The following is a 20,751-nucleotide window of genomic DNA, read 5'->3' as shown; positions in this document are numbered from 1 at the left end:
AAAAGGTATGACTCTTATACCAATTGTAGTTGAGCAAACAAGCCGTGGTGAACGTGCCTATGACATATATTCGAGGTTAGTGAAGGAAAGAATAATTTTTGTAACTGGTCCTATTGAAGACAACATGGCCAGTGTAATAGTAGCACAGCTTTTATTTTTAGAATCGGAAAACCCTGATAAAGACATTTATATGTATATTAACTCGCCAGGTGGCGTTGTAACTGCTGGTTTGTCGATCTATGATACAATGCAGTATATAAAACCAGATGTTTCAACTTTGTGTATAGGTCAAGCTGCGTCTATGGGCTCTCTGTTGCTTGCAGCCGGCACAGAAGGTAAGCGTTACTCTCTGCCTCATTCAAGAATCATGATACATCAGCCATCTGGTGGTTATCAGGGTCAGGCAACTGATATAGAAATACATGCTAATGAAATTTTGCGAATTAAGAAAAAACTAAACCAGATTTATGAAAAGCATACTGGAAGTTCACTGAAGCAAATTGAAAGAATGATGGAAAGAGATAAATTCATGGATCCTGAAGAAGCAAGGAAAATTGGCTTGGTTGACAGAGTAATAGCTGAGCGTAAGGATATTAAGATTGAAAGTATTAGAGTTGGACAAAAGGTGAGTTGATGGACAACAATGATGATTTACACTACTGTTCTTTTTGTAATAAAGCACAAAACGAAGTAGATAAGTTAATTACTAATTCTTCAGACGGTTTGAAAGTGTTTATTTGTAATGAGTGCATAGAGTTATCTCATAGAGCAATAAGCCAAAAGAAAAGTGGGACATTTAATTCAGATTGTATGTCTGATGTGAAGTTACTACTAAAAAAACCTGAAGATATAAAAAATTTCCTTAGTAAACATGTTGTTGGTCAAGAACACGCACAACATGTTTTGTCTGTAGCAATGTATAACCATTGTCAGTCTATGGCACAATTTCACTCTATAAGCGATGTTGAAATCGAAAAGTCGAATGTAATGCTCATTGGTCCTACTGGTTCTGGTAAAACCTTGCTAGCCAAAACACTCGCTAAAGTTTCAGATGTGCCGTTCGCGATGGCTGATGCAACAACTTTGACTGAAGCAGGTTATGTAGGTGATGATGTGGAAAGCGTGTTATCGCGTTTATTGCAAGCAGCAAATTATGATGTTGTAAAGGCACAACGTGGTATAGTGTTTATAGATGAAATAGATAAAATCACAAGGAAATCTGAAGGTACTTCGATAACACGTGACGTTTCAGGCGAAGGAGTTCAGCAAGCTCTACTTAAGATTATGGAAGGCACAGTTGCTTACGTTCCGCCACAGGGAGGACGGAAACACCCACAACAGGAATTTGTACAAGTGGATACTAATAATATACTGTTTATTTGTGGGGGAGCTTTTGAAGGTTTAGACAAGATCATTGAAGCAAGAAAGAAAGGAACGTCAGTTGGCTTTGGAGCAGATATCAGTCAATCTAAAGAGCAAAGAAAAAAAAATACTTTACGTGATGTTCAACCCGAAGATTTAATTAAATTCGGTTTGATACCGGAGTTTGTAGGGCGTGTTCCAATAACTGCTGTTTTAGATGAGTTAGATCACGAAGATTTAGTACATGTACTGATAGAGCCAAGGAATGCACTAATAAAACAGTACAAAGCATTACTTGCGTTTAGTAAAGTAAATCTTGAATTTTCAGATAGCTCAGTATCAGCTATTGCTAAAAAAGCTATGAGTTATAAAACAGGTGCAAGAATGTTACGTGCTATTTTAGAGTCACTTTTGCTTGATGTTATGTATAAAGTTGGAAACGGGGGTTTTGAAGGTAGTACAATAGTAGTTACTAAGGAAATGGTGGAATCAGGAAAAGTAGTCATCAATTGTGGCAACAAGGGTGACATTGTAGCAGGAGGTTGATGGTTAATTTAAGCATGTATTATGAACATTGAGTATGCTATGGACTCTAATTTTGCTACATTTCCGGTATTGCCTTTAAGAGATGTAGTAATTTTTCCAAGTGTAGCGGTACCTTTATTTATAGGCAGAGAAAAATCTATTAATGCGTTAGAGTATGCAATTAATAATAGTAGTCACCAAAATAAGATTTTTCTTGTGACACAGCAAGATGGCTCTCTTGATAACCCAGAGCCACAAGATCTTTATGAAGTAGGTGTGCTAGCAAATATTGTACAGCCATTGATAAAATTGCCTGATAATGCAGTAAAGGTTGTAATCCAAGGAATCAGCAGAAGAAGAGCTGTTGAGTATATCGACTCTCATACTTTATTACAGGCTAGAGTAGAATTGGATAATTATCATGAATACGAGGAAGATGAGGATAATGTCGATCTAGAAGCTTTAAGGCGATCTGTTATAGGTGCATTTGATAGTTGGTGTAAACTGAACAAGAAAAACCAGCCTGACATTATTGTTAATCCCGTTGAGCAGATCAAAGAAATTGATCTGCTTGTAGACACGACAGTTTCATATTTGAATATAAAAGCATCAGATAAACAAAGCATACTTGAGACTTATGGTCCGGGGGAACGTTTAAGAAAAACTTTTACTTTTATTGAGAGAGAAATCAGCATTTTGAATGCACAAAACCGTTTATATAAAACAATTAAATCACAAGTTGAAAGCACTCAGAAAACCTACTACCTCAATGAGCAATTGAAAGCTATACAGAAAGAATTGGGCGAATTTGAGAACGGAGAAGAAGGAAATATAATAAATGAATTTGAAAAAAAGATAGAAGAAACAAAGCTTTCTCAGGAAGCAAGGGAGAAAGCTATAACTGAGTTGAAGAGATATAAGAAAATGAATCCCATTTCTCCTGAAGCTACAGTTATATCTAATTATCTGTATTGGTTGCTTGATCTGCCGTGGGGAAAATACAAGGATGCAAAAATTAATTTAAATGCAGCTAAAAAAATCTTGGATGAAAATCACTATGGTATAGAGAAGGTAAAAGATAGAATAATAGAGTTTCTGGCAGTGTTAAAGAGAGTAAAAGAGATCAAGGGTCCTATACTTTGCTTATTGGGACCACCAGGTGTTGGTAAAACTTCTTTAGCTAGGTCTATGGCAAGGGCAGTTGGGAGAGATTTTGTTCGCATAGCTCTTGGTGGTGTGCGTGATGAATCTGAAATACGTGGCCATAGAAAAACTTATATTGGCTCAATGCCCGGCAAAGTCATTCAACACATGAAAAAAGCTAATTCGTGCAACCCACTTTTTTTACTTGATGAAATAGATAAGATGGGTTCTGATTCGCGTGGTGACCCTGCATCGGCGTTGCTTGAGGTTTTGGACACTGAACACAATAAGCACTTTACGGACCATTACTTAGAAGTTGAGTTTGATCTTTCAAGTGTAATGTTTGTCGCTACAGCGAACAGCTTGAGTTTACCACACCCTTTGCATGATAGAATGGAAATCATACAATTATCTGGTTATACTGAAGATGAAAAAATTAGTATCGCTAAGTGTCATCTAATTCCCAAATTAAAGAAAGAGCATGGTTTGCGTCAGAAAGAATGGAGTATAACTGACGATGCACTGTATGAGTTGATACGTCTATATACACGTGAAAGTGGTGTTCGCAGTATGGAAAGGGAGCTTGCAAAGCTCATGAGAAAGGCAGTGAAAGAAATATTAGAAGGTAAAAATAAGAAAATATGTGTGGGAGTTAACGATTTACAAGGTTATTTAGGAGTGCGTAAATATACCTTTGGTATTGCAGAAAATGAGAGTTTAGTAGGGGTGGTAACTGGACTAGCCTACACTGAAACAGGTGGTGATATTTTAATGATAGAGTCAGTTTTGATTCCAGGTAAGGGGGAAATAAAATATACGGGGAAACTTGGAGAGGTTATGCAAGAATCCATAAAGGCTGCTTATAGTTATATTCGATCAAATTGTCTATTCTTTGGCATAAAGCCTGAAAAATTTCAAACCAATGATATACATTTGCATCTACCTGAGGGCGCTGTACCAAAGGATGGACCTTCTGCTGGTAGTGCAATATGCACATCCATTGTTTCCCTTATGACAAACATATCAGTTGACAAAAGTGTTGCTATGACAGGTGAAGTGACACTGCGTGGTAGAGTTTTAGCTATTGGAGGCTTGAGAGAAAAGTTACTCGCAGCACTCAGAGGATCAATCAAGACTGTGATTATACCTAGCGAAAATGAAAAGGATATGCAAGAAATACCAGCAAGTATTAAGGAAAAAGTCGATGTAGTTTTTGTCAAGAACATTGATGAGGTTATAAAAATTGCTTTGATACAGCCTACTATTCCAATTGAAAGCGATAATGGAAGCAATGCACCATCTTCCTCTGTAAAAAATAAAGACGATAATTTTTCTGGCTTAGAAACACTAAAACATTAGCATACTGAGCATTATTTAAGTAAAAACTACTTGACAACCTTCGCCGACTCCCTTATTATAGTATTGCAGCTATTCATTTAGCTTCAATCTGTGCAGATTAAACGACGAAAGTATCACGGTTGGCCTCTTATGTTTAATTTTTTGGACTATGCACACCTCATGTCTTTATTAATTTTACCTAGACTTCTAGGTTTTTCTCTATACAAGCTGAAACGCGCTTATAAGTCGTTTAGACAATGTAGTACGCCAATTTGTAGGATTAGAGAGTGAGCAACTTCTACCACGGGGTTTCTTTTGTCTTTTTTTCTGCTTAGTAAATTTCTTAATATTTATTACTAAAATAGTATCCTGGATGCAAGTGTCAGCTACTTGGATGACAAAAAAGGAGGCGCTTGGATGAAATCGTGGGACTGCTTGCATAACGCCATTAGTTGCAGGCTTAAATGAAAACATCAACTTGGTTTATAATCTATCACTACCGTGTTTGCAATTTTATCATGAAAAGCTTGTCTATGTTTGTCATCTACTGCACATACTAAAACTAGGATTAATATAGCTAAGAATAAAATAGGATTACAAAGCGTTATACAGTAAATTATGAAAAAAGCGATAGTCCTTTTTATTGCTTGTATTAGAGTGATCTGCTCAAGCGTATCTTTGTCTCTCACACGCATGCTAAATAACAAGTGTCCTGGAGTGCCGCCAAATTTTACTAGCATGAATGTGTGAAATACACATGGTATCATCAAAAATAAAGAAAATACAACCGTGGTGATTACAATTATTGCTCCTATGACCCCTTTTATTGCGTGTGTGAGTGAGAAACCTACCACTACCAAAATAAACGGTATTACAATAAGTAAAACACAATCAACTATGAATGCTAGAGTACGCCTTGTCATTGTTGAGTAGTTTACTTTTTTATCCATGCAATGTCTATAAAAGAAAGTTTAACTAGGTTTATAATCAATTACTACTGTTTTTACAATTTTATCATAAAAAGTCTGATCATGTTGATCGAATATTGCAAATATTAAAACTAAAATTGGTAGAATATAGAACCAGTCAGAAATATAGAGAGGTACAAACAAAAGCGCCTTGAGAGTGCTTCTTATTACTACTTGCATAAAAGCAATATTTTTAAGTGTGTTTGAATCTTTTATGTATATACCAAATAGCAATTTTCCTGGAGTCCGACCAAGCTTTGTTATCATTAATGTTTCTAGTACTATGTACGTAATGCTTCTAATACTTCTACTTGAGTTGACACAGAAGTTGTATCATTATCAGAGATGATATAATCAAAATTCAGTAAAGAGTTTGTCTGATGATATGAACAAAATGAAGAGATAAAAAGCTAGAAATATAATTTGGTCAACTACATACGCTGCAACACGTTTAGTAATTTCCGCATAGCTTACTTTAACATTCGCTTCAATATCCATACACCCCACCTATATTTTGTAATATTACTAACTAATATAAAAGCGCGTTATTAAATAACCGTAAACATGCTGATTTGGATAATATTAGCTTGTATCTTCATAACGTAAGGCATTAGAGCTAAAATATTTCATAAGGGAAAGTGAAACTGAGCGCTCAAGGGCGTCAACTTAAGGAAAAATGTCGGTGACTATTGTACAAAATTTCTCCCTAGAATTTTTACCATTAAATTACCAGTAAAGTACTGCAAAAAAAAACAGCTCTTTTATTTCTATTTTATTTCAACAAAAAAGTTTAAAATGTGTCCTTTACAGGTAAGATTTGTCAAGACGCACATGTCAAAGCTGGTTTGATGTGCTAGGGATCTATTGACAGATGATAAAACTATGATGTAGCCTATCACCATATGTTTAGGTGTGGGTTGTGAGGTTTTTATACCTTTTGCTTTGTTAGTGTGCTTTTCTCTGTATTACTATGCAGGCTCTATATTTTCGCCATGCCCAAAAGCTACAGTTTGCTTCTCGCCTGAAGAGGACTGTGCTGTGCCGATAATCAGCGAGATAGAACAGTCTAAAGAATCCATCTTAGTTCAAGAATATACATTTACTCTTAAAGCGGTTGCGAATGCTTTGGTTAATGCTAAGAAGCGTGGTGTTGATGTAAAAGTTATTTTAGATAAATCGCAACTTTACTCGAAACCTAGTATTATAAATGAATTGTTTGCAAGCGGAATACCAGTTTGGATTGATGATAAGCCAAAAATCGCCAAAATGGAACGCTGAGAATCTATTAATTATTAAAGAATACCCTGAACTAGTTCAGCAGCATGTGAAGAACTGGGAGACATGAAAGTCACAATCTTATCAATACGCTCCCTAGATACTTGCTGAAAAATAGTGGAAAGAAATTTTCTAGTTGATTGATGTAATTGCGCATGCCATAATAAGTTAAAGGTTTTAGAAATTAGGCGATGGATTACATAAACGATGCTGCTGGTAGTTACACTACCATTCATGATTTTTTTCACAATAACGGTGCAGGAGGCTATAAAGTTCAATGCAGTTACAACGGTGTACCTTACACAACTGACGAATGCATACATGCCGGAGATAAGTTCTACGCTGACAATTTTATGGACTCGCATTATGGTAGGGAGATAAAAATGTACCCTCAAAGTGAACTTTTAGCTAAAGAATATGCTGGAAATATGCTGCCTGTTTCAATATCACTGGATAAGGATTTAATAAAAATAAAAGACTGCCAGAAAAAAGCTGAATTTGTAGAACTAGAAGAGAAATCAGATGATCTAGTGTATGATAAGCAAGAGCATATAAAGTGCTACACAACGGAGTTATCATATGATGATGTTTGTGCTTATGATAACAAAACTTCAACACTTAACATTAGACATGATGCACCAAGTGATCCGCAATGCAGCTTAAGTATAGCATTCACAAAGGTTAATGATAATAAACAAGGGTTTTGGCAAAAACTTAAAAACATGTTTTAGCTAAAGTAGCATTCTTCTCAATGGAAAGATTTTATGGAGAATATATGTTTGCTTTATCTGTCTTGAACTATTGATAAGTCTGTTATAATAAAGTATAACTCTATTAGCTAAATATTACTTGAGACATGGAGATTTTTTGGACAGCTCTGGAGAAGATATTGGGTAAAGTTTTTCCTGCTAAAATAGTGAGCTCTTTTTTAGGAATAGGGTACTTACCAAGTTGGCAGAACTATTGGTCTTCTTTTTTAATATTATTTGTTACCGATATCATATTAGTTCTCGTATATGGAGGAGATTTTATACTATACAAAATGCCAAATTCGGGCGTAGTTGTAGCTGCTATTTTTGTAAAGTTGGCAATAGTTATGTTAGTACTACAATTAGTTGGAATATCCATTTTTCATATTCAAGACCCTTCAGCAAACAGTGGTGAGAATATAGTAATACAAATAGCATCAGGGCAAGTTCTGACTGTTGCGCTCTCAATGCCAGCAATAATGTCAATTTATCATACTGTAAGTAAACTCTATGGAAGCATATGTAAGCAGATACTTCAATGTCCGTTTTGGTTTAATGATTTCATGCACTTGTTCTTTTTCTTTATTATACCTTATGCATTTTTTAATATTGTGGAAGTGATAAAACCTTGGCCAATAAGTTCAATACAGCTCAGTTATAACAATGCAATATTAATTACATTTGAGGGGATTTTCCATACGTTTTACGCAGTAATTTTGCTGTATTTGACTGCATTTATATTCTGCGATTTAACTATGCATAACGCAATTGTCCTAAACAAGAGCATAATTCAATATGTGAAAGAAAATTCGGTAGTCTTGAGTGACTACTTGCATAACACTATAAAAAAATAAATATTGAATAGTACCTATTTGCTTATATATTCAGTATAAAAAGCGTGCAGTTTACGTGAATCTACAAAGCATAATAAAGGGATTGCAAGATTTTTGGGCTGGTGAAGGATGTACCATACTCCATCCTTACACATCTGAAGTTGGAGCTGGAACGTTGCATCCCGCAACAATCACGTCAGCAATTGACGCAAAACCAACAAAGATTGCGTATCTACAGCCTGTAATTAGGCCAGCAGATGGACGCTATGGTGATAACCCTAATCGCTTATATCAACACCATCAATACCAAGTTATAATCAAACCTTCTGGTAATAATTTGCAGGATGTTTACTTAAGTAGCTTAAAGGCTCTTGGCATATCCACGGAGAAGTATGATATTAAATTTATTGAAGATGACTGGGAAAACCCAAGTGTTGGTGCATCAGGGCTTGGATGGGAAGTTACATGCAACGGGATGGAAGTAACACAACTTACTTATATACAGCAAGTAGGAGGTATTGACTGCAAAATAATCCCTGGCGAAGTGGCGTATGGGCTAGAACGTTTGGCAATGTGCATACAAGGTGTGGATAATGTTTATGATATAATTTGGAACGATAGCGGCGTGACTTATGGAGACATTTTTAAACAAAGAGAGTATGAATTTTCTCACCTGGCGCTTGATTATTATGATACTAAAGTGGTACAGCAGCAGTTTGAGGACACAGAAAAACTATGTAAATTTCTTATTGGAAAAGAATTACCAGTAGCAGCTTATGACCAATGCGTTAAAACTATCCACCTACTTAATCTGCTTGATGCAAGAGGTGTGCTTGGTGTGAATGAGCGTACAGTGTATATTGGTAGAGTTAGAGAGCTGACAAAAAAATGTTGTGAGTTATATATGAGTAAGTAACATATGTCATCACAATTATTATTTGAATGCCTTTCAGAAGAAATACCACCGAGAATGCAAAGTTCAGCTGCAGCTCGAGTTAAGAGTTATGTTGCTAATGCTTTCAATAAAAATAATGTGAAATTTGCATCTATAGAGGTTTTTATAACGGCACGCCGCATCACTCTTTTTGTTGATAGTATAAGCATTTCGGGACTCAAGGGTTCTAATAACGAAGTTAAAGGACCAAATGTTAACGCACCAAAAAGTGCCGTTGAAGGTTTTTTAAGGAAAAATGGAAAAAGTAAGACAGATTTATTCGTTCGCAAGGTAGGTAATGGAGACTTTTACTTCATCAAAAAGGATATTTGCTCATTTAATGTCCAAGAGTTTCTCAAAAATCTACTAGAGGAGATGTTGAAAAATTTCTCTTGGCCAAAAAGCATGAGGTGGAGTGAAGGAAAAGAAAGATGGGTTAGGCCAATTCAAAACATCCTATGCATTTTGAATGATGATATAATACCTGTGTCTTTTGCAGGAGTCACAACGCGCAATGTAACGTACGGTCATAGGTTTCTCTCAAGTGGTAAGGCGCTCACTGCTGAAACACCTAAAGACTACTTTGCATTGCTTGAAAAAAACAATGTCATTCTCCAGCCAGATAAAAGAAAACAATTTATACTGGATCAGATCGATAAATTTACAAAAGAGCAGAGTTTACAACTCGAAGAAAACGATTATTTACTGAATGAATTAACTGGGCTTATAGAATGGCCGATTGTGCTGTTTGGCAAAGTAGATCAAGAGAAGTCATCTGGACTACCGAAGGAAGTAGTTCTTAGCATAATTAATACACAGCAAAAACACCTTGCTTTAAGTAATGGGCAAATAATTTCGCACTTTGTCACTGTTGTCAACGTTAACAATGATGAAGTTGTCAATGGACATGAAAAAATATTGGAAGCACGTCTTGCTGATGCCAAGTTCTTGATATCTCAGGATAAAAAGAAAAATCTAGATTATTATGTCAAGAAATTAGATTCGATATTGTTTCATGCTTCTCTTGGTAGCATTGGAGAAAAAGTAAAGCGCATTATAGCTCTATCGAAATATATAGCCATATATGTTCCGCGTGCTTCACTAATTAAAGTTGAGCGTGCTGCATATTTAGCAAAGGCAGATCTCGCAACATCGATAGTAAAAGAGTTTCCAGAGTTGCAAGGAACAATGTGTGGATATTATGCTTCTTACTTTCGAGAGAATGAAGAAATAGTGGAAGCTGTAACTGAGCATTATAAGCCAATCGGATCGGAACAAGAATGTCCTAAATCTCCTGCCGCAATTGCTCTAGCTATTGCTGACAAAGTAGATAGTTTGATTGGTTTGATTGCAGCAGGTGAAAAGATCTCAGGTTCATATGATCAGTTTGGTTTGCGAAGAATGACAATTGGTGTAATTAGAACAATACTTGAGAATAACTTGCATGTTCCGGTTAAGCTATTGATAGATAAGTCGGTATCTTTATATCCAAAACTTAGATTTACTGAGGATGTAACATCATTTGATCAATCTAATAAGCCGAGTAAGGAAAAAATTTCAGAACTAGTGCTTAGATTCTTCCTTGGAAGATTCAAGGTTATTTTAAGGAACAGGGGTATAAGACAAGATATTGTAAGTTCAATATTATATAAAACTGATATTAATGATCTGTTGACAGCAGAAAAGCAAACTGTTGTATTAGACCATTATCTTAGTACGCCTGAAGGTGAACAGGTTCTTAGCACTTATAAAAGGGTCAGTAACATAGTCAGCAGAGCAGAAAAAAATGACAACACTACTTACGTTGCATCTTATAATAAGAAGTTTCTGATTGATAGTGAAGAAATAGCGCTATCAAATTGTGCTGTGGCTGTTTGTAAAAGCACTAAACAAGCAATAAAAAATGGTTACTTCAATACAGCACTTGATGAACTTACTGGTTTTACTCCATTTATCAACCAATTTATGGACAGTGTAAAGATCAATTGCGATTCTAATAAGCTGAGAAAAAATAGGTTGTCTTTGCTTGCAAGTGTTATTTCCATCTTTCATTTAGTAGCAGATTTTAGCCTCATACAAGTCAAACAATGGGCCATGTCATAAATGTTCAGGCAATAAAAAAACAAATCGAGTTATCTCCACAGTCTTGTGGTGTGTATAAGATGATAGGAGAGAAGGATAAGGTTTTATATGTTGGAAAAGCAAAAAACTTAAAAGCGAGGTTATCTAGCTACCTTCGATATGAAAACCTTTCTGAACGAATTAAAGTTATGCTCTCACAAGTTGTTGAGATTAAGACCTTTCTAACTGAAAATGAAGTGGATGCACTGCTTCTTGAGGCGCAGCTAATAAAATCATTGAAGCCACCTTATAATATTGTGCTCAAGGACGGAAAATCTTATCCTTATATAACAATTTCTAAACACGATTACCCAAGAATAGGACGATACAGAGGTAAATTTAAAAAGGGTGAGTTTCACTATTATGGTCCCTTTCCATCTGCCGATGCTGTTAAGCAGACTATATTGTCATTGCAAAAAGCTTTCCTTTTGAGAGTATGTTCAGATCGATATTTCTCCTCAACAAAAAGACCATGTCTTGAGTATCAAGTTAAGCGCTGCTCAGCACCGTGCGTAAATAAAATCACAAAAGGTGATTACTGCCAATCAGTAAAACAAGCGCGAGATACATTGCTTGGAAGAAATAAGGAAGTGAAAGAACAATTACTTTCCACAATGAGAAAGTGCAGCAGTGAGGAAAATTATGAGCTTGCTGCTATATATAGAGATCGAATAAAATTTCTTGAGCAAATTCAAATGCAGCGAACGGATTTTTCTTTTGAAAAAGATGCAGACTTTTTCAGCATTGTACGTGAAGGGGATTTGGCATGCATTGGTGTGTTATCGTTCAGAAATAAAGAGAACTATGGAAGTACTCCTTACTTTGTTGAGAACTGCAATGATCATCCAGACGATGAAATTTTATCCACCTTTCTGATCAATTTATATAATTCAGCTAACATGCCTCCAGCACAAATTTATGTTCCTGGTTTTGTTACAGGTAAGGAAATCGTTGAGCAGGCACTACGTAACGTTACTCAAAAAACAATAAAAGTTTTGCATGCAAAAAATAAAAAAGAACATAATTTGTTGAAATTCGTTTATGATAATTCTCAGCATAGTTTGGAGCAGAAGCTTGCTGATTATAAAAATAGTCTAGAAAAACTTGAAGGGCTTAGTAAAGTTTTCTTGTTACCAAATGTTCCAAAGCGTATCGAGGTTTATGATAATAGCCATATATCTGGAAATCAACAAGTTGGTGTGCTGATTATTGCAGGGCAGGAAGGTTTTTTAAAAAATGAATACAGAAAATTTACTATAAAAGAAAAAATTTCAGGTGATGACTATAAAATGATGAGAGAAGTGCTGACCAGACGTTTCTCCGGCAAGATAAAAGACATAATTCCTGATTTTCTATTGATTGATGGTGGGCCTGGGCATGTTTCTATAGTACAGAATGTATTAGAAATATTGAATATAAATGTTCCTTTTGCTTGCATGGCAAAGGGCCCCTATCGCAACGCAGGAAATGAGAGATTTTATATGCCGGGCAGAGAAGAGTTTACTCTAGCAAATGACAGCAAAGTCATGCTTTATTTACAATCGCTGCGTAATGAGGCTCATCGTTTTGCAGTCGCTTCACATAGAAAAAAGCGCGATAAACAGCTTTTCGTTTCACCATTAAGTAAAATAACTGGCATTGGTAACAAAAGAAAAAATGCGTTGATGTCTCATTTTGGTTCAGTGGAAAACATAAGCAAAGCTCCACTAGCTGAAATTCAAAACGTAGCTAGGATTAGTAAAGAATTAGCAGAAGCTGTTCTTAACCACTTGAGTGACAAAGAATAGACGCAGAGGTGTTGTTAAGATACAAGCAAAAAGACTTTAAACTTTAGCCTCAAACCACACTACACCGCCATCTCATTCTAACAATTTTTCTATTCAATTGCCACGCTGACTTGCCTTTTGTGTTACTAATCATTTTCTTGACTTTTCTTGGAGCCGTTCATATTTTTCACGAGCTATAGAGATAGCTTTTCTCAACTTCTCCTCAAGGATTTTCTTAGGGGGTAGCTGTGTTAAATATTGCGCAACGTGAATATTAGATCCCTCAAGCTCCAGGTATTCTATATCTTCTTGATCCTTATCGGCACATAAAATAATCCCTAGAGGTTTTTCTTCATCTGGTTTTCGTTCATTTTTATCTAACCAATTCAAGTACCATTCCATTTGTCCTTTATAGGCTGGTTCAAACCGACCGATTTTTAGTTCTATTGCAATAAGACGCCTTAATCCTCTATGAAAAAATAGCAGGTCTAGATACCTATCAGTTGCTTTAGTGCTCATCCTTTTTTGACGTGTCACAAAACAAAAATCGTTGCCAAACTCTTGTAAAAATTTTATCAATTCATCCAAAATCGTGTTTTCTAGATCAGTCTCACTATGACTTGATGGCAATTCCACAAAGTTAAGAAAGTATGGATCGTGAAAAATGAATTCGGGTGCTAACGTATTTCCCTCACTTAACTGTTTGATGCTTTGTCTTATGAAGTCCTCAGGCTTTTTTGCTAATGCTGTACGTTCATACAACATAGCATCGATTTTATTTCGTAATGTTCTAACACTCCATACTTCAATACGACACATTTCTAAATAGTAGCTGCGCTTCAAGTCATCAGAGATTGCAATAATTTCTATAAAATGTGACCAACTCAATTGTTGTGACAGTGTCGCGACAATTTCTTGATCGGGAAAGAGTTTGGAGAATTGCACCATCCGAAATAATGAGGCTCTATCAAATCCACGTCCATATTTAATCTGAAGTTCTTTTGCAAGTTGGGGGATGATTCGTTTGCCATAGTCTGCACGTTTGTGTTTTAAGATTTCTTGGTCTATTCTAAAGCCAATTTCCCAATTTAATAACACTAAAGTAGAATTGAACTGCGTGGAGAGATGATTCTTTGCTCTATCTATTAAATTACTAATATCCCCTAATAAACAAGTAGTGATATCCATCAACGCTATTTTCAATATAAAGGACCATTATAGCACAAAAACTAACTTTCTTTGATTTTAGCGTACCGAAAAAACATCCGCTCACTACCTTATGAAACGCAGCGAAGCTGCAGAAAATGGTTGAACGAGCTAGAAAAAATGGGCTAAATACGGTGTAATGTGGTTTGAGGCAAAAATTTAAAGTCTTTTCACTTGTATCTTAACCATACCTCTGAACACCCGAACTATGGATTAGCCTGATGTAAGCTCCTGAAATTTTGAGTTTTTCTACACTAATTTTAATAGCATAAAATCATTTTTACTTCGGATATTTGTAAGTTGCTGATATTTAACACTTTTCGACCAGCAATTGGTATTAGCAAACTTTCTGTTATGCATGGATTGGTGATCGTATAACCTACTGATTTTCTATTCTTTTTTTTGATATTATACCAAATTTCTAATCCATAGTTCGGGTTGAACAGATACGAGCAGGCTTCTTGCATACTAAAAAGCAGTTATTTTAAAATTGGTGTTTTTTGTGTGCTCTAAAATTGCCTAAGATAAAATGTTTAAGAAATTTACTAAATAGAAAAAAGACAAAAGAAACCACGAGTAGCTAGCTATTCACTATCTATCTTATGATATTGGCGTTTTTGATGTCTTAAACGACTTATAAGCGCGTTTCAGCTTGTATAGGGAAAACCCTAGAAATCTAGGTAACATAAGGTGCACATAGTGCAAAAAATTAAACATAAGACGCCAACCTTAATACTCTTGTTGTTTAATCTGCACAGACTGAAGATAAATAATAGCTTCACTATTATGATAAGTGGTTGGCGAAGTTTGTCAGGGAGTTTTTTTTGTTTCACTGCTGGAGCGCTGCCAAAAGTTTGTTATGTAGGAAAACTTTTTACAGGGCGTGTTTACCCCAAATTTTTCGCAACATCAAGTGCGGCATAGGTGAACATTGCACTCGCACCTGCACGTTTAAAGCTGATTAAAGACTCATAAATTACTTTGTCATAATCCAGCCAGCCATTGTTTGTTGCAGCCTTTATCATTGCGTACTCACCACTTACTTGGTAAGCAAAAATCGGAAAATTAAACTTATCGCTTGCTGTTTTTATTACATCCAAGTATGGCATACCTGGTTTTATCATAATAAAATCTGCACCTTCGTTTATATCCATTTCGACTTCGTAAATTGCCTCTTTTGCATTTCTATAATCCATTTGATAACCACTTTTATCAATAGAACTGGATGGTACGCATGAACCAACAACTTGTCTGAATGGTGCATAGAAGCTGGAGCAATATTTCACTGCATAAGATAGTATTGATACATCTTGAAAGCCATTATCATCCAACACTCTTCTTATTTTCCCTATTCTACCATCCATCATATCAGAAGGAGCAATTATATCACATCCTGCTTTTGCTAAAGCAAGCGCTTGCTTTAGCAACACTGACACAGTTTCATCATTTTCCACGTCTATCCGATTGCTTTTTAAAATGCCATCATGACCATGAGTGGTGTATGGATCAAGTGCAACGTCTCCGATAATGCCAATGCCTGGCACCTTTAATTTTACAGCACGAATTGCCTTGCAGATTAAATTGCCCAGATTGTATGCTTCCTCAGCATTTTCAGATTTTAATTTACTGTCAACTACAGGGAAAATTGCAATAGCATTAATTCCTAAATCCTCAGCTTCCTGAGCCATGGAAACCAATCCATCTATTGAGTAACATTTTATGTCAGGTAAGCCAGGAATTGGTTCGGTTGTTTCTTTTCTATCATGAACGAACAGGGGAAAAATCAAGTCGTTTACTGATAAAATACTTTCACTTGTTAAATTGCTAATCCATTTACTTGAGCGCCTACGTCTTAACCGTTTGTTTGGGAAATTAAACATCATATCTCTTGTACTATACAGAACTTAATCTGACAGAAGAACTGAGGTAGTCAAAACTAATATCAGAGTCTTGTTTAATGCTATTAATACTTTTCCGAAAAGCAATATATTTGCTATAAAAAAATAGATCTCTTATACAAATGGTAATAGGACAAATTAAAAGGAGTGCCTGCTGCCTATAGCTGGAGGATTTTGGCGAATTTGTGGTGTGCTCTGTTTGACTTACCGATAATGAAAGTTGGTATAACCTTTATATTTAAGAAATTTACTAAATAGAGAAAAAGGCAAAAAAACCCGAGTAGCTAGTTATTCACTATCTATCTTATAACATTGGCGTTTTTGATGTCTTAACGGACTTATAAGCGCGTTTCAGCTTGTATAGATAAAAAACCAGAAGTCTTAAAAAGACATGCAGTACACATAGTGCAAAAAATTAAACATGAGACGCAAAGTATGCTGAGTTTTTTGTCATTTAATCTGCACAGACTGAAGATAAATAATAGCTTCAATGTTATAATAAGGGAACCGGAAGTATTTGTCAAGTAGTTTTTTTGTTTCTATTGGATAGCTTTTCTCTACTACCGTCTATCTGTCCTTTGCATAGTGAGAATTGGTATTACATAACCTGTTTTCTGATTTAGCGTTAAAACTTGCTTCTGCTCCTCAAATGCTCCAACCTTGCTACTACCTTTGTAATTAAGCTATAGCCTATAAATTTCTTATTGACATGCCTTTATAACAAGATATGCTGGTGTTAAATGCGGTGTATGGTATGTTAGGCGAAAATAATAACCAACAGCAAGGTAGAGCACGTGCTATAACAGAAAGGGTACAAAATGCTTACCGCAATACTGGTAAAATTAGGCGATCTATTAGCATAATTTTATTCATAAGTATGATTGTCCCATTTGCTCTTCTTGTAAAGTTTCTTCTGTATTCGTGGTTAGTAGATTATTTTTTGAAACCAGAAGAAAATGAAGCGAGATTATCGCATTGGCCAAAAAATATCATTAGGATAATATTAAAAGCTGTTCTAGTCGTATGCATTATTGCCTCCTGTATGCTTTTAGCATTACCTGCGTTATTCTTATGGCTACTAAACCAGACACTCGTTGGAGAGGTGCGGCAGCTTTTTAACTTAATGCAAGAAGTTCCAGAAGAAGAAAAACCGCTTCTCATACATGGTTTAGTTGATGTCTTTCCTTTTGTTGCGCAAACTACTCACGATCCAAACGCGGTTTCTAGTGTAAACTTAAGTGTTGATAAACTCATAGAAAAATATAAGGAGAACCTAGGTAAGGAGGAGTTCTATGTACAGCTTAATAGGGGAAATACAGCTGATATTGAGGAGTACATTATACAGTCAAATGAGTTTAAAGCAGACGAAAAATCTCAAGCACTTGAATGCTTAAAATTTATCAATAGAACAGGAAATAGTTTCAAAGATAATTATAGTCAGTTAACACTAAAGCAAGCAGCTATTTTGTGTTGGAAAGCTTGCAATGATAGAAACACAGGAATGGAAGACCAAACAGTTCCTTTAAGTGATAATGATATAAAAGCTAGAAAGGATATGTTTGTAAGAAGTCTTGTAGATGCAGCAACAACTTATGGTGACAAGGGTCAAAGTTGTGCTGGTGGAACTTACAACAAACTATTTGAGTCTTTATCTGGTTTCCACCCGTCAGTGGTTATCACGCTAGATGAAAAGGAAACCAGTAAAATGGTAGAAGAAGCAATCACTCAAGGGTTACCAGCAATAGCTAGGGAGGTTCTAAGCAAATTTTCTGAAAGAGAGCAAGAAACTATCCGGAAGAGCTTTGCAGGCTCATCAGAACTCTCAACTGAAATAGTAATGTTTATTACCGCTGTACATGCAGCGCTTGAGGAAAAGCGTCAGAAATTCAACAGCAAGCTGAATAGTGATAAACAGAAAGAAATATTAAAAATATGTATGAGTAATTTATCCTACGTTGAATTAGGAAACCCAAATCAAATGGCGAGATAGTTCACTATAGTCATTTATCTTGAAATAATATAAAGCAGGATTTCGTATAGTTGTTTCAATTTGGGCTCGTATATTGAAACAATGCGTAGAAGTGGATGTTACCATTATATAGGTGTCAGCATGCTTTATACCTATATACCACAACCAAATATCTCCTCTCAGTTTAAAACTGTTGCTAATCGACATATACAAATGTAATATTAATTAATATTTATAAATAAAGCAATTCCATGGAAAGTAATTACAACGCTGACGCAATAAAAATCTTAAGAGGTCTTGATGCTGTAAGGAAGCGTCCAGGTATGTACATTGGTGATACTGATGATGGATCTGGTCTGCATCATATGGTATGTGAGGTTGTTGACAACGCGATAGATGAATCTTTAGCTGGGTATTGTGATAAAATTGAAGTTAGCATAAATGAAGATGGCTCAGTATCCGTAACCGACAATGGTCGTGGCATTCCAACTGATATCCACGAAGAAGAAGGAATATCAGCAGCGGAGGTAATAATGACCCAACTGCACGCAGGTGGTAAATTTGACAACAATACCTACAAGGTTTCTGGTGGGTTACATGGTGTTGGGATCTCAGTTGTGAATGCGTTATCTAGCTGGCTAGAATTAACCATTTGGCGTAACAAGAAAGAACACTTTATACGCTTTGAAGACGGTGAGTCCATTGAGCCTTTAAAGGTAGTAAATGAAAATACAAGCAAAAGAGGAACTAGAGTAACGTTCATGCCATCAACAGAGACTTTCAGTAGCATCGACTTTAGTTACTCTACCATTGAGAGTCGCATCAGAGAATTAGCATTTTTAAACTCAAATATAGAGATCACTTTGCGCGATCTTCGTAACAAACCACATGTAGAGTCTCATTTTAATGATAGTAAACAGTCTCAAGATAATTTTGGCACAGCAAATTTCGTGCGATATTTAGATAAAAATAAGACGCATGTTACCAAAATTGCTAGCATGAGAGACGATACAAAATATCTCGGCATTAGCGTAGAAGTATCAATGGAGTGGAATGACTCCTACTACGAAAATATGCTGTGCTTTACAAATAATATAAGACAACGAGATGGTGGTACACACTTAGCAGGATTTAGGTCTGCCTTAACTAGATGTATTAACAATTATGCAACTAGTGAAGGGTTTTTGAAAAAGGCAAAAGTGAATTTCACTGGGGAAGATGTCAGAGAAGGGTTAACCTGTGTTTTATCTCTTAAGATGCCTGATCCTAAGTTTTCTTCACAAACAAAAGATAAGTTAGTCAGTTCTGAAACGCGCACAGTTGTAGAAAACATAGTTTCTGATAAATTGAGTACAATACTTGAAACTGATCCAAAATTAGCAGCAAGCATAGTAGAAAGAGTCATCAGATCAGCTAAAGGAAGAGAAGCTGCAAGAAAAGCGCGAGAGTTAGTTAAAAACAAAAACACCATTGATATTTCCACTCTACCTGGAAAGCTTGCCGATTGTCAGGAAAAAGTTCCTGAGTTATCAGAATTATTTATAGTAGAGGGTAATTCCGCAGGTGGTACTGCAAAGCAGGGGCGTAATCGTAAAACACAAGCAGTGCTTGCTCTAAGGGGGAAAATTCTAAACGTAGAACGTGTAAGTTTAGATCGTATCTTTTCATCTGCAGAAATTGGCTCCTTGATTACGGCAATTGGTGCTGGAATAGGAAGTGAGCATTTTGATATTGAGAAAGCTAGGTATCATAAAATCATCATTATGACAGATGCAGACGTTGATGGTTCACATATAAGAACTTTAATTCTAACTTTCTTTTTTCGTTATATGCGTGAAGTAATTGAAAGAGGGTATTTATATATAGCACAACCACCTCTTTATAAAGTTACAAAAAATGCTAAAGATACTTACATTAAAGATGACGAAACTTTTGAAGAGTATATAGTAAACTCGGCGGTTAAAAGATTGACATTAAGTGGTAAAGACAAAGATTTACGCTTTGTCTTGGACAAATGTCTTAGTATTTCAAACATTAGCAAAAATTATAACAGGGAAATACCACAAAATCTACTGGAGTCACTACTAATTCTAAGCAAAAAGAATGCCCTATCATCTGCTGATGAGATATTGAAATATTTAAAGTTAATGTATAACGAATACAATTGGGAAGTAGAAATAAAAGATGAAGAAGTGCATATCTCTAAGTTATTTCAAGGACTGGCAGACAAATATATATTTCCGCTTAGTATGCTTGAAAGCAAAGAAATACGAAATATATTGAGTTCTCTTGATGATATAATTGGCTTATTTAATGGTGATTCATTTTTAAAGTCACAAGAAACTGAAATAAAAATCAAATCTCCGAGTGCACTTGCAAAAACAATAATGGACTATGGTAAAAAAGGGTTAACTCTGCAAAGATTCAAAGGTCTTGGTGAAATGAATGCTGACCAGCTTTGGGAAACTACACTCAACCCAGAAACTAGGACTTTGCTCAAAGTTGAAATAAAAGATTGTGAGGAAGCCGATTCTATATTCTCAGTGTTAATGGGTGATATAGTCGAACCACGCCGTGATTTTATCAATACCAATGCACTAAATGTGCATGATGTTGATATTTAACTTTTGGTTCAATTAAGAACATTTTCATTGTGATTAATGC

At 35.6% G+C, this 20,751-nt stretch carries 15 protein-coding genes and 1 pseudogene; 11 read left to right on the top strand and 5 right to left on the bottom strand.

The features are described from left to right. Window positions 1-7: 7 nt before the first annotated feature. The 3 genes from clpP to lon are packed head-to-tail and all read left to right on the top strand — an operon-like array spanning window position 8 to window position 4,389. Window positions 8-634 (top strand): ATP-dependent Clp endopeptidase proteolytic subunit ClpP, encoded by a 627-nt coding sequence (gene clpP, locus AB6N09_RS02025; RefSeq protein WP_411131293.1) that lies wholly within the window; start codon window positions 8-10, stop codon window positions 632-634. Continuing rightward, on the top strand, window positions 631-1,908 hold the full coding sequence (gene clpX, locus AB6N09_RS02020; RefSeq protein ID WP_411131291.1) for an ATP-dependent Clp protease ATP-binding subunit ClpX: 1,278 nt from the start codon (window positions 631-633) through the stop codon (window positions 1,906-1,908). Before clpP ends, clpX begins: the two co-directional genes overlap by 4 nt. Before the next feature lie 21 nt (window positions 1,909-1,929). After that, complete coding sequence (lon, locus tag AB6N09_RS02015; protein WP_411131290.1) at window positions 1,930-4,389, top strand: endopeptidase La; 2,460 nt, start codon at window positions 1,930-1,932, stop codon at window positions 4,387-4,389. A 452-nt stretch (window positions 4,390-4,841) separates the two neighbouring features. Here lon and AB6N09_RS02010 read toward each other — a convergent pair whose 3' ends face one another. The 3 genes from AB6N09_RS02010 to AB6N09_RS02000 all read right to left on the bottom strand — a co-directional run bounded on the left by AB6N09_RS02010 (window position 4,842) and on the right by AB6N09_RS02000 (window position 5,834). Next, the gene (locus AB6N09_RS02010) at window positions 4,842-5,318 is read right to left on the bottom strand and encodes an RDD family protein (protein ID WP_411131289.1); all 477 of its coding nucleotides are present in this window, start codon (window positions 5,316-5,318) and stop codon (window positions 4,842-4,844) included. A 21-nt stretch (window positions 5,319-5,339) separates the two neighbouring features. After that, window positions 5,340-5,621 carry an RDD family protein gene (locus tag AB6N09_RS02005; protein WP_411131300.1) on the bottom strand — a complete coding sequence of 94 codons (282 nt, stop codon included), beginning with the start codon at window positions 5,619-5,621 and terminating at the stop codon, window positions 5,340-5,342. Window positions 5,622-5,690: 69 nt separating this feature from the next. Beyond that, complete coding sequence (locus AB6N09_RS02000; protein ID WP_411131288.1) at window positions 5,691-5,834, bottom strand: hypothetical protein; 144 nt, start codon at window positions 5,832-5,834, stop codon at window positions 5,691-5,693. Window positions 5,835-6,255: 421 nt separating this feature from the next. Between AB6N09_RS02000 and AB6N09_RS01995 the strand changes: the two are divergent. The 6 genes and pseudogenes from AB6N09_RS01995 to uvrC all read left to right on the top strand — a co-directional run bounded on the left by AB6N09_RS01995 (window position 6,256) and on the right by uvrC (window position 13,035). Further along, window positions 6,256-6,681, top strand: a pseudogene (locus AB6N09_RS01995) (phospholipase D-like domain-containing protein). 121 nt (window positions 6,682-6,802) lie between these two features. Next, window positions 6,803-7,342, top strand: a complete 540-nt coding sequence (locus AB6N09_RS01990; RefSeq protein WP_411131287.1) for a hypothetical protein — start codon at window positions 6,803-6,805, stop codon at window positions 7,340-7,342. 125 nt (window positions 7,343-7,467) lie between these two features. Beyond that, window positions 7,468-8,214, top strand: a complete 747-nt coding sequence (locus AB6N09_RS01985; RefSeq protein WP_411131286.1) for a phosphatidylglycerophosphatase — start codon at window positions 7,468-7,470, stop codon at window positions 8,212-8,214. A 55-nt stretch (window positions 8,215-8,269) separates the two neighbouring features. Then, the gene (locus tag AB6N09_RS01980) at window positions 8,270-9,109 is read left to right on the top strand and encodes a glycine--tRNA ligase subunit alpha (protein ID WP_411131285.1); all 840 of its coding nucleotides are present in this window, start codon (window positions 8,270-8,272) and stop codon (window positions 9,107-9,109) included. 3 nt (window positions 9,110-9,112) lie between these two features. After that, complete coding sequence (gene glyS, locus AB6N09_RS01975; protein ID WP_411131284.1) at window positions 9,113-11,230, top strand: glycine--tRNA ligase subunit beta; 2,118 nt, start codon at window positions 9,113-9,115, stop codon at window positions 11,228-11,230. Continuing rightward, the gene (gene uvrC / locus AB6N09_RS01970) at window positions 11,215-13,035 is read left to right on the top strand and encodes an excinuclease ABC subunit UvrC (protein ID WP_411131283.1); all 1,821 of its coding nucleotides are present in this window, start codon (window positions 11,215-11,217) and stop codon (window positions 13,033-13,035) included. The genes glyS and uvrC overlap by 16 nt, the downstream gene beginning before the upstream one ends. 129 nt (window positions 13,036-13,164) lie before the next feature. On the opposite strand, the gene AB6N09_RS01965 is transcribed toward uvrC, so the two are convergent. Then, window positions 13,165-14,202: a PDDEXK nuclease domain-containing protein gene (locus AB6N09_RS01965; RefSeq protein WP_411131282.1), complete on the bottom strand. Its 1,038-nt coding sequence runs from the start codon at window positions 14,200-14,202 to the stop codon at window positions 13,165-13,167. Between the two features lie 905 nt (window positions 14,203-15,107). Beyond that, on the bottom strand, window positions 15,108-16,100 hold the full coding sequence (hemB, locus tag AB6N09_RS01960; RefSeq protein ID WP_411131299.1) for a porphobilinogen synthase: 993 nt from the start codon (window positions 16,098-16,100) through the stop codon (window positions 15,108-15,110). A gap of 772 nt (window positions 16,101-16,872) precedes the next feature. Here hemB and AB6N09_RS01955 point away from each other — a divergent pair. Continuing rightward, on the top strand, window positions 16,873-18,108 hold the full coding sequence (locus AB6N09_RS01955) for a hypothetical protein (protein ID WP_411131281.1): 1,236 nt from the start codon (window positions 16,873-16,875) through the stop codon (window positions 18,106-18,108). A 230-nt stretch (window positions 18,109-18,338) separates the two neighbouring features. Next, a complete protein-coding gene (gene gyrB, locus AB6N09_RS01950; RefSeq protein WP_411131280.1) occupies window positions 18,339-20,711 on the top strand; it encodes a DNA topoisomerase (ATP-hydrolyzing) subunit B in 2,373 nt (790 codons plus the stop codon). Window positions 20,712-20,751: the final 40 nt, after the last annotated feature.

It is taken from the genome of Wolbachia endosymbiont of Tettigetta isshikii (assembly GCF_041154185.1).
Lineage (GTDB): Bacteria > Pseudomonadota > Alphaproteobacteria > Rickettsiales > Anaplasmataceae > Wolbachia.
The sequence above is the reverse complement of the archived record's forward strand: the minus strand, read 5'-3'. Positions and strand labels throughout refer to the sequence as shown.

Excerpts from the sequence above, each read along its gene's own strand:
- clpP (WP_411131293.1), top strand. The coding sequence starts at position 8 with ATGACTCTTATACCAATTGTAGTTGAGCAAACAAGCCGTGGTGAACGT.
- lon (WP_411131290.1), top strand. The coding sequence starts at position 1,930 with ATGAACATTGAGTATGCTATGGACTCTAATTTTGCTACATTTCCGGTA.
- AB6N09_RS02010 (WP_411131289.1), bottom strand. The coding sequence starts at position 5,318 with ATGGATAAAAAAGTAAACTACTCAACAATGACAAGGCGTACTCTAGCA.
- AB6N09_RS02000 (WP_411131288.1), bottom strand. The coding sequence starts at position 5,834 with ATGGATATTGAAGCGAATGTTAAAGTAAGCTATGCGGAAATTACTAAA.
- AB6N09_RS01990 (WP_411131287.1), top strand. The coding sequence starts at position 6,803 with ATGGATTACATAAACGATGCTGCTGGTAGTTACACTACCATTCATGAT.
- AB6N09_RS01985 (WP_411131286.1), top strand. The coding sequence starts at position 7,468 with ATGGAGATTTTTTGGACAGCTCTGGAGAAGATATTGGGTAAAGTTTTT.
- glyS (WP_411131284.1), top strand. The coding sequence starts at position 9,113 with ATGTCATCACAATTATTATTTGAATGCCTTTCAGAAGAAATACCACCG.
- uvrC (WP_411131283.1), top strand. The coding sequence starts at position 11,215 with ATGGGCCATGTCATAAATGTTCAGGCAATAAAAAAACAAATCGAGTTA.
- AB6N09_RS01965 (WP_411131282.1), bottom strand. The coding sequence starts at position 14,202 with ATGGATATCACTACTTGTTTATTAGGGGATATTAGTAATTTAATAGAT.
- hemB (WP_411131299.1), bottom strand. The coding sequence starts at position 16,100 with ATGTTTAATTTCCCAAACAAACGGTTAAGACGTAGGCGCTCAAGTAAA.
- AB6N09_RS01955 (WP_411131281.1), top strand. The coding sequence starts at position 16,873 with ATGTTAGGCGAAAATAATAACCAACAGCAAGGTAGAGCACGTGCTATA.
- gyrB (WP_411131280.1), top strand. The coding sequence starts at position 18,339 with ATGGAAAGTAATTACAACGCTGACGCAATAAAAATCTTAAGAGGTCTT.